The organism is Streptomyces torulosus, assembly GCF_001419765.1.
In the GTDB taxonomy this organism is placed as follows: Bacteria; Actinomycetota; Actinomycetes; order Streptomycetales; family Streptomycetaceae; genus Streptomyces; species Streptomyces torulosus.
The window spans coordinates 1-7,675 of the sequence record NZ_LIRK01000834.1 but is presented as its reverse complement, the minus strand read 5'-3'; the positions used below and the strand labels follow the sequence as shown (position 1 = coordinate 7,675).

The following is a 7,675-nucleotide window of genomic DNA, read 5'->3' as shown; positions in this document are numbered from 1 at the left end:
GGCGGGGGGCATGCGGCTCCTTCGATGGATATCCGGGGGGCGATATCTCGAACAAGGATCGGCTTGCCGAACGTATCGGCTGGCCGAAAGTAGAGCCGGACGGGGTGGAAGTCAACGGGTGGGGCAGAACACGACGATGTGACGCCGAGAGCGACCACGGCGCACGAATTCCGCACTGGGAACGGCCCTCGCGAACGTTTCCCGCCCCCGCCCCGTCACAGGGGGGACCGACTCACCGAGGGGGCTCTCCATGTCGAAGACGCGTATCAGCAAGCCGGTTGTGGCCGTCCTGGCCGTGGCGGTGTCGGGGGTGGTGGCGGCGTGCGGGAGCGAGTCGTCCTCGGGGACGGCGTCCACGCGGCCGACGTGGCGGGAGCCCACCTCCTACACGTACACGCTCACGTCGAGCGAGGGCGAGCGGTCCCTGCTCGGGACGTTCGAGGTGACCGTGCGGGACGGGAAGGTGACGAGGGCCGTCGGGGCCGACGAGGACTCACGGCGCGTGGCGCGGGAGGCGGACGGCCGGATGCCGACCATCGGGGACCTGCTGGCGGAGGCGGACGCGGCCAGGGGCGAGGACGCCGACCGGGTGGACGTCGACCACGCGGCGGACGGCCGGCCCACGCGCATCTCCCTGGACTGGGACGAGGACGCGATCGACGACGAGGCGGTGTACGAGATCAGGGACTACCGGCCGTCGGACGGGCCGGACCGGGACGGCCGGTGAGCCGCGGTCACGACGCGCTCGGACCCGGGCCGCCCGTCCTGCCGTAGGTGCTCAGGTCCTGGACGGTGCCTCCGACCTTCTTCCGCAGCGGCTCCAGCACCTCCTCCTTCGCGGAGATGGCCCAGCGCGGGCCGACCAGCTTCTTGCCGCCGTATATGGAGGCGGAGTCCAGCCAGACCTGGAGGAGTTCCTCCTTGGGGAACGTGGTGATGAGGTAGTCGCCGGCCTTGGTGTGGCAGACGCCCTCGCGGAGCTCCTCCGCCTCGGTGCGGATCTTGACCTCGCAGCCGGTGAGCGAGGCGATCACCTCGACCTTGGCGGGGGCCACCACCTCGGCCACCCTGCTGGTGTCGTCCGCCTTCTTGGCGGACCCGTCCCCGTCACCGCCGCCGCATCCTGCCACCAGGGGCAGCACCGCCAGACCGGCCGCCAGCGTGACTCCGCGCGTCAGCTTCCTCACCACGTGCCGTACTCCGTTCCGCGTGCTCGGTACCGGTCTGCTTCCTGCCGCGTGGGCTCCCCTTCCGTACGTACGCGGGCGCCGGAATGCTCAGCGCGGGGCCGGCGACATGATGGTGCGGGATACGAGGAACGTCACCGGGATCGCCACCCCGGACGCGAGGAGCGGGGCGAGGCGATGGCCCTGGTGGAGCACGTCGACGACGACATAGACGCCCGCGGTGGTGACCAGGAAGTTCGTGGCGTTGCCCAGTGGGAAGAGCAGGAACTTCCGGAGCGTCGGGCGGGTGCGGTAGGTGAACCGGGCGTTGAGGAAGAAGGAGCCCGTCATGCTGAGCGCGAAGGCGAGGAGGTGGGCGGCCAGATAGGGGACGACGGCCAGGAGGAGCAGGTAGAGGCCGTAGTACGTGGCCGTGTTGATCACGCCGATCACGGCGAAGGTGAGCAGCTGCGCCGCGAGCGGTCGCGGCGCCCGCGCCGGCCGGGCGGGGCGCGCCTCGGGGGACGCCGTCGCGCCCGCCTGCACGCATGGCGCCGTGTGGGTCACGGAACCCGGTCCTCGGTCGTGCTGCACGGCTGGGGCCCTCCGTCGGTACGTCTGTCGTGCCGGTGCCCCGGCAGTGGACTCCACCGTGACACCGCGCCGGTGCCGACGCGTACTACATCAGGGCCGGGCAGACGGCCGTTTCGGGTGATTTCCCTCTCATCGCCCGGTTCCCCTGGGACGGTTGGGGCCCGAGCTGTCCGCCGGGCCTCGGCGGACGGACCACCGATGTGGGGGTACCACGCACGTGCGCATCCGTTCCATAACCGCCGTCCTCACCGGCGCCCTGACCCTGTCGGCCCTCCTGACCCCGGCTTCCCACGCCGCCGGCTACGGGGACACGACGATCACTGATGTCGTCGTCAACGGCGGGGCCGAACTCGCCCTGGGGCCCACCGCTCCGAAGACCTTCAAGGTGAGCGTCACGGCGCGGGACGACTCCGGGATCAAGGAGATGAAGCTGCGTGTGACGCTGTCGGGCTACGTCTACAGGTCGTCGGACCGCGGTCTCACCTGCACCGCGAAGACCGCCACGACCTCCACGTGCACCGGCTCCTGGACGGTCGACACGAGCAACGTCTCCAGCAACGGCGCGGCCGACGACCACTGGTACGTCGAGACCAATGTGACCGCGAAGGACGGGGACTGGTTCGACTCGGACCGGGCCGGCACCTTCACCGTGCGCCGGCTCGCCAGGCTGACGGCCGACGCGGGCCCCGAGCCGGTGGGGAGGAACGCGCCGCTCACCGTGACCGGCAAACTGAGCCGCGCCGACTGGAAGGCCCGCACGTACGCCGGCTACTCCGGCCGCTCGGTGAACCTCCAGTTCCGCGCTGCGGGCACCTCCACGTACAAGACCGTGAAGAAGGTGACCAGCGGCGCCGGCGGCGCCCTGAGGACCACGGTGGAACCCACCGTCGACGGCTACTGGCGCTGGATGTTCACCGGCACCGGCACGACCTCCACCGCCAAGGCGGGCGGGGACTACGTCGACGTGCGCTGAACCGCCGGGCGCCCGGCCCCCTCCGGACAGAAGGGGCCGGGCGCGCGTCGGACGTCACCGCGTCACGGATGACCGCGGACCTCGGACCGCGGCCCGCGGGCGGGCCGGGGCTCAGGCGCCCGTGCGGCCCGCCGACTTGCGGCGCGTCACCACGAAGATGACACCGCCCGCCGCGACCAGGCCGGCCGCGCCGAGCGCGAGCGGGATCGCGTTGCCACCACCGGTCTCGGCGAGGTCGCCGGAGCCGCCGTTGGGGCTGGGGGAGGAGTCAGGGGTGTCCGCCGGGGTCTTCGGGGACTCGGAGGGCGACGGGTTGTCGTCCGCCGGGGGCTTCTCGTCCGTCGGGGGCTTCTCGTCGGCCGGCGGCTTCTCGTCCGTGGGCGGCTTCTCGTCGGCCGGGGGCTTCTCCTCCTCCGCCGGGGGCTGCTCCTCGGTGGGCACGCAGTTCTTCGAGCCGCCGTTCCAGGCCGCGATCAGCTTGTCCTTGATGACCGGACGGTCGGGGCCCTTGGGGACGTCACCGTGCTCGAAGCCGTCGGCCGCGTCCAGCTTGCCGTCGAACTTCACCTTGCCGCGGTAGAGGTCGATCTGGGCGTAGCAGCCCGCGTCCGGGACCGCGATGTCCAGGGTGTCCGTGCCGCCCTGCTTCACCGTGACGGTGTCGAAGTCGACGAAGACCTGCTCGCCGGAGGTGGCGAAGGTCGGGCCGTGGGCGAGGTAGGAGGCCAGGGAGACCGTGCAGGTCGTGGCGTCGGCGGCGGCACGGACCGTGATGTGGACCTTGCCGTCCTCGGTGGGCTTGAGGTTCTGGTCGTCGAGCTTGACCCAGTCGGCGAACTTCACGCCGTCCAGGGAGAACTCGCAGCGGTCGGTCTCGGTGGCCGTGCCCGCGCCCTGGCCGGGGGCGTAGCTCTTCTCACCCCAGCCGTCGCCGCCGGGGCCGGTGGCCCAGGCGGAGCCGGAGGCGGCGGCGGTCAGGGCGAGGGCGGCTGCGCCCGTGCCGAGCAGGCGGCGCATGGTGACACGTCTCGCTATGGACATGCAGATCCCATTCTCGAGCTTGGCGGTGCGAGACCCCGGGCACGGCGGCGGGCGCGCGACGGCACAGGGCAGCACCGGGGTCACCGGGGCCGCGCCGGGGTGTGAGGTCGTCGAAGAGACACCGGGCCCACTTGTCACATGAGCCGCAGAGTGAGCACATCGTTTACCACCGAGTAGGGGCTGTCAACCTCGGGAAACGGGAGGTCATTTGGGTCCGTGCGGAGATGTGCGCACGGAGGGCACACATTCGGGACACATGGGGAATCCCGCGCTCCGGTGGTGTCACGGGCTCCCCATGAACCCCCCGCCGGCTGCCCACCGGCGCGCAAAGTCTTCACCAACGCGCGCCGCCCGACGGGGGACCGGCGTGGCGGGATTTGACAACGTCCGACCCGCTCCCGACTCTACGTTCATGACATCCATTTTCATTTGCGGTGCCGTGTCCGTCGCGGGCGCCGCCGAACGGGGTGGTCGTCCGTGCGTGTCGCCTTCGTAGGGAAGGGCGGCAGCGGCAAGACGACGCTGTCCGCGCTCTTCGCCCGCCATCTCGCCCGGAGCGGCGCCCCGCTCGTGGCGATCGACGGGGACATCAACCAGCATCTGGCACACGCGCTCGGCCTCGACGAGGACGAGACGTTCGGCGCCCCGCCGCTCAGCTCCCGCACCGGTGAGATCAAGGACCACCTGCGCGGCGGCAACCCGCGGATCGTGTCCCGCGAGGCCATGGTCAAGACGACCCCGCCCGGCCGGGGTTCGCGTCTGCTGCGGCTGCTCGGCGACGACGAGGTCCACGGCACGCACGTCCGCGAGGTCGGCGGTGTCCCGCTGATGGTCACCGGCGCCTTCGACGAGAGCGACCTCGGTGTCGCCTGCTACCACTCCAAGCTCGGCGCGGTGGAGCTGTACCTCAACCACCTCGTCGACGGCCCCGGCGAGTACGTCGTCGTCGACATGACCGCCGGCGCCGACGCCTTCGCCTCCGGGCTGTTCACCCGGTTCGACATGACGTTCCTGGTCGTGGAGCCGACCCGGAAGAGCGTGTCGGTGTACCGGCAGTACCAGGAGCACGCCGCCGAGTTCGGCATCCCGGTCGCCGTCGTCGGCAACAAGGTCACCGGCGAGGACGACCTCCTCTTCCTCAAGGAGCACGTCGGCGACGACCTGCTCGCGCACTGCGTGCAGTCCTCCTACGTCCGGGCGCAGGAACAGGGCCGTGAGCACGGCGAGTTGGAGTCCCACAACCGGCGGACCCTCGACGCGCTCAAGGCCGCCGTCGACGCCCGCACGAAGGACTGGGCCGCCTTCCAGCGGCACGCCGTCGAGTTCCACCTCCGCAACGCGGCGGCCTGGGCGAACGCGGCGACCGGCCACGACCTCTCGGCCCAGGTGGACCCGGAGTTCCGCCACGGCCCGGAGGCCCTGAAGACGACCACGACGCTCACCTGACCGAACCAGCCGCCAGCTCACACCCGCTCCCCCTCTCCCTCTGTCTCTCCCTCGCCCGCTGCCCCCGGCACATCCACAGAACAGGAACACCCATGTCGCTCGACGTCTCCCCGCAGTTGCTCGCCGACGCAGAGAAGGGCGAGGTGCGGGAGGAGGAGTTCGTGGAGACGGTGCGTACGTCACTGCCGTACGCGTACGACCTGATCGCCTCCCTTGTCGGTGAACTGCGCGCGGGCAGCGTCGAGTTCGCCGACAACCAGACACCGCCGCCGTCGGAGAAGGAGCGCGGGCAGCTGCTGCGGGCGCTGTCCAGCGACGCGATCCGGGGCAGCCTGGAGCGGCACTTCGGGGTGGCGCTCGCCTTCCAGAACTGCCACCGGGTGGCGGTGTTCCCGGCGGAGGCGCGCGGCGGGGCGACGTACACGAAGTTCACGTCGCTGCGGTCGCAGATCCTCAACCAGTCACCGGAGTTCCGCGACTGCTGACGCCCGCGCCGCGTCCCTGAACTGGGCCGACCGCCCCCTCCACCCCCCTCTCGCGGAGGGGGCGGTCGGCTCGACACGCAGGAGCGCAGGGGGCGTACGGGGGCGCATTACCGGCGTACGGCCGCACGGTCGGCGGGGGCGAGGGCGGAGGCGCCCTCGGCTCGGTGGCGTTCGCGCGTACGGCTTCGTCCCGTTCCCGCCCGATCCGGCGCCGTGCGGGTCGTGGACGGGCGCCTCTGCCGCACATGTCCGCGCGCCGTGGTGCGGCGCCGGGTGAATCGGGCCGTCACAAGTTGGCCTATTCGCGATCACACAAGGTGAATAATGGGTTCAGAGGGCGTCTCAGCGACAGAGAGGGTCGCCGTGGGGACCGACAGGGACAGTGCAGTCACCCGTCAGCGCTTCGACGTGGCCGACGCCGCGCCGCTGCTCATCGACGCGGACGGGATCGTGACGAGCTGGACCCGGGACGCCGAGCGGCTCTTCGGGTACCCGGCCGCCGAGATCCTGGGCCGCAGCGTCCGTACGCTCCTGAACCCCGAGGACGGCGCCCGCATCGCCCACCTGGCCGACACGCACCGCGCCCGCGGCGGCTGGTCCGGCATCGTCACCGCCCGCCACCGCGACGGCCACGACATCCGCGTGATGGTCCGCGTGGTCCCGGCCTGCGAGGCCCCGACGGGGGAGACCGCCGGGGGGCGAGGGGCAGGCGGTGGGGGCGGAGACGTCAGCGGCGAGAGCGGGGGCCAGGCCGCCGGCGGCGAGGGGGGAGCGGTCAGTGGCGCGGGACTGGCTGTCAGTGGCGAGGGACTGGCCGTAAGTGGCGGGGTTCAAGACGCCGGCGGCGGGGGCGCAGTCGGGAACGCCGAGGGCCTGGCTGCCAGCCGGGAGGGCCGAGCCTCCGGTGCATGGAGCGAAGCCACGAGCGCGAGGGGCCTGGGCGCCGGGGGCGGAGCCACGAGCGCGGGGGGCCTGGGCGCCGACGTCGAGGGCGGAGCCATCGGTCACGAGGGGCGAGCCGCCGGGGCCGAAACCTCAGACGCCGGGGGCGGGTCCGCGAGCGCTGAGGACCAGAGGGCCGGCGTCGTAGGCGGGGCCATCGGTCACGAGGGGCGAGCCACCGGGGCCGAAACCTCAGACGCCGGGGGCGGGTCCGCGAGCGCTGAGGGCCAGGGCGCCGGCGTCGTAGGCGGGGCCGTCGGAGGCGAGGGGCGAGCCTCAGAGCGTGGTGCTGCGGGGGCGGGCAGGCCGGATGTCGCCGGCAGGGGCGAACGGCGAGGCATTCCCGCCGAGACGAACAGGCCGCGCGTCACCGCGAGGGCCGACGCCGGGCCGGGCCAGGCAGACCAGGCGACACCGCCCGGGCAGGACAGGGCCACCGGCGAGTACGGGACCACCGGCCAGGACAAGTCAGCCGACCAGAACCAGCCGCCTGGGCACGGCCACCGGACGCCTTCCCTCGACCAGAACCAGCCAACCGGGCACGGCCACCGGACGCCTGCACCCGACCGCTCCCAGCCCCTCGTCGGCACCGACCGCAGTCGGCTGACCCACGACCGAGCCGAGCCACACCGCCCGGTGACGGATCACACCACCCCGGCCGAGCCGAACCCTCCGGCGACCGACCACACGACCCTGGCCGATCCGGCCGATCCGGCCGGCCCGGCCGCAGGCCGCACCGCCCAGGCCCACCCGGCAGCCGACCCGACTGCCACGCCGTACCCGGCCCAGTCGACAGCCGCCCACTCCTCCCCGGCCGAACCGGCCGGCCCGGCAACCGGCCACACGACCGCCGCTGATGCGGTCGGCCCGGCAACCGGCCACACAACCCCAGCTCATCCGGCCGGCCCAACGGACGAGAGGGTGCGCCGGGAGCAGGCGGCCCGGCCCGCAGCCGAGCCCGCCGAACCCGGGCCGTCGTCGTGGCGGTCGGCTGCGGTTCCCGTGCGGCCCGCGCCCTCGGGCACGCC

Annotated in this window: 8 protein-coding genes; 5 read left to right on the top strand and 3 right to left on the bottom strand. The window is 72.7% G+C overall.

The annotated features are described in order from the left end of the window. Window positions 1–250 precede the first annotated feature (250 nt). A complete protein-coding gene (locus AOK23_RS48250; RefSeq protein ID WP_055717484.1) occupies window positions 251–727 on the top strand; it encodes a DUF6174 domain-containing protein in 477 nt (158 codons plus the stop codon). 7 nt (window positions 728–734) lie between these two features. On the opposite strand, the gene AOK23_RS40955 is transcribed toward AOK23_RS48250, so the two are convergent. Next, the gene (locus AOK23_RS40955; protein ID WP_055717483.1) at window positions 735–1,190 is read right to left on the bottom strand and encodes a hypothetical protein; all 456 of its coding nucleotides are present in this window, start codon (window positions 1,188–1,190) and stop codon (window positions 735–737) included. An 87-nt stretch (window positions 1,191–1,277) separates the two neighbouring features. Further along, the gene (locus tag AOK23_RS40950; RefSeq protein WP_055717486.1) at window positions 1,278–1,634 is read right to left on the bottom strand and encodes a GtrA family protein; all 357 of its coding nucleotides are present in this window, start codon (window positions 1,632–1,634) and stop codon (window positions 1,278–1,280) included. A gap of 343 nt (window positions 1,635–1,977) precedes the next feature. Between AOK23_RS40950 and AOK23_RS40945 the strand changes: the two genes are divergently transcribed. Next, window positions 1,978–2,733, top strand: a complete 756-nt coding sequence (locus tag AOK23_RS40945) for a hypothetical protein (RefSeq protein ID WP_063791499.1) — start codon at window positions 1,978–1,980, stop codon at window positions 2,731–2,733. 111 nt (window positions 2,734–2,844) lie between these two features. Here the strand turns inward: AOK23_RS40945 and AOK23_RS40940 are convergent, their stop codons facing one another. Then, complete coding sequence (locus AOK23_RS40940) at window positions 2,845–3,774, bottom strand: hypothetical protein (protein WP_055717482.1); 930 nt, start codon at window positions 3,772–3,774, stop codon at window positions 2,845–2,847. 477 nt (window positions 3,775–4,251) lie between these two features. Between AOK23_RS40940 and AOK23_RS40935 the strand changes: the two genes are divergently transcribed. From AOK23_RS40935 to AOK23_RS51080, 3 genes are all read left to right on the top strand, one after another. Further along, window positions 4,252–5,220, top strand: coding sequence for an ATP-binding protein (locus AOK23_RS40935; RefSeq protein WP_055717481.1), 969 nt, complete (start codon window positions 4,252–4,254; stop codon window positions 5,218–5,220). Between the two features lie 92 nt (window positions 5,221–5,312). Beyond that, window positions 5,313–5,705 carry an SCO5389 family protein gene (locus AOK23_RS40930; RefSeq protein WP_055717480.1) on the top strand — a complete coding sequence of 131 codons (393 nt, stop codon included), beginning with the start codon at window positions 5,313–5,315 and terminating at the stop codon, window positions 5,703–5,705. A gap of 324 nt (window positions 5,706–6,029) precedes the next feature. Further along, window positions 6,030–7,675, top strand: a 1,646-nt coding sequence (locus AOK23_RS51080) for a PAS domain-containing protein (protein WP_240496800.1), incomplete at its 3' end; no start/stop codon positions are given.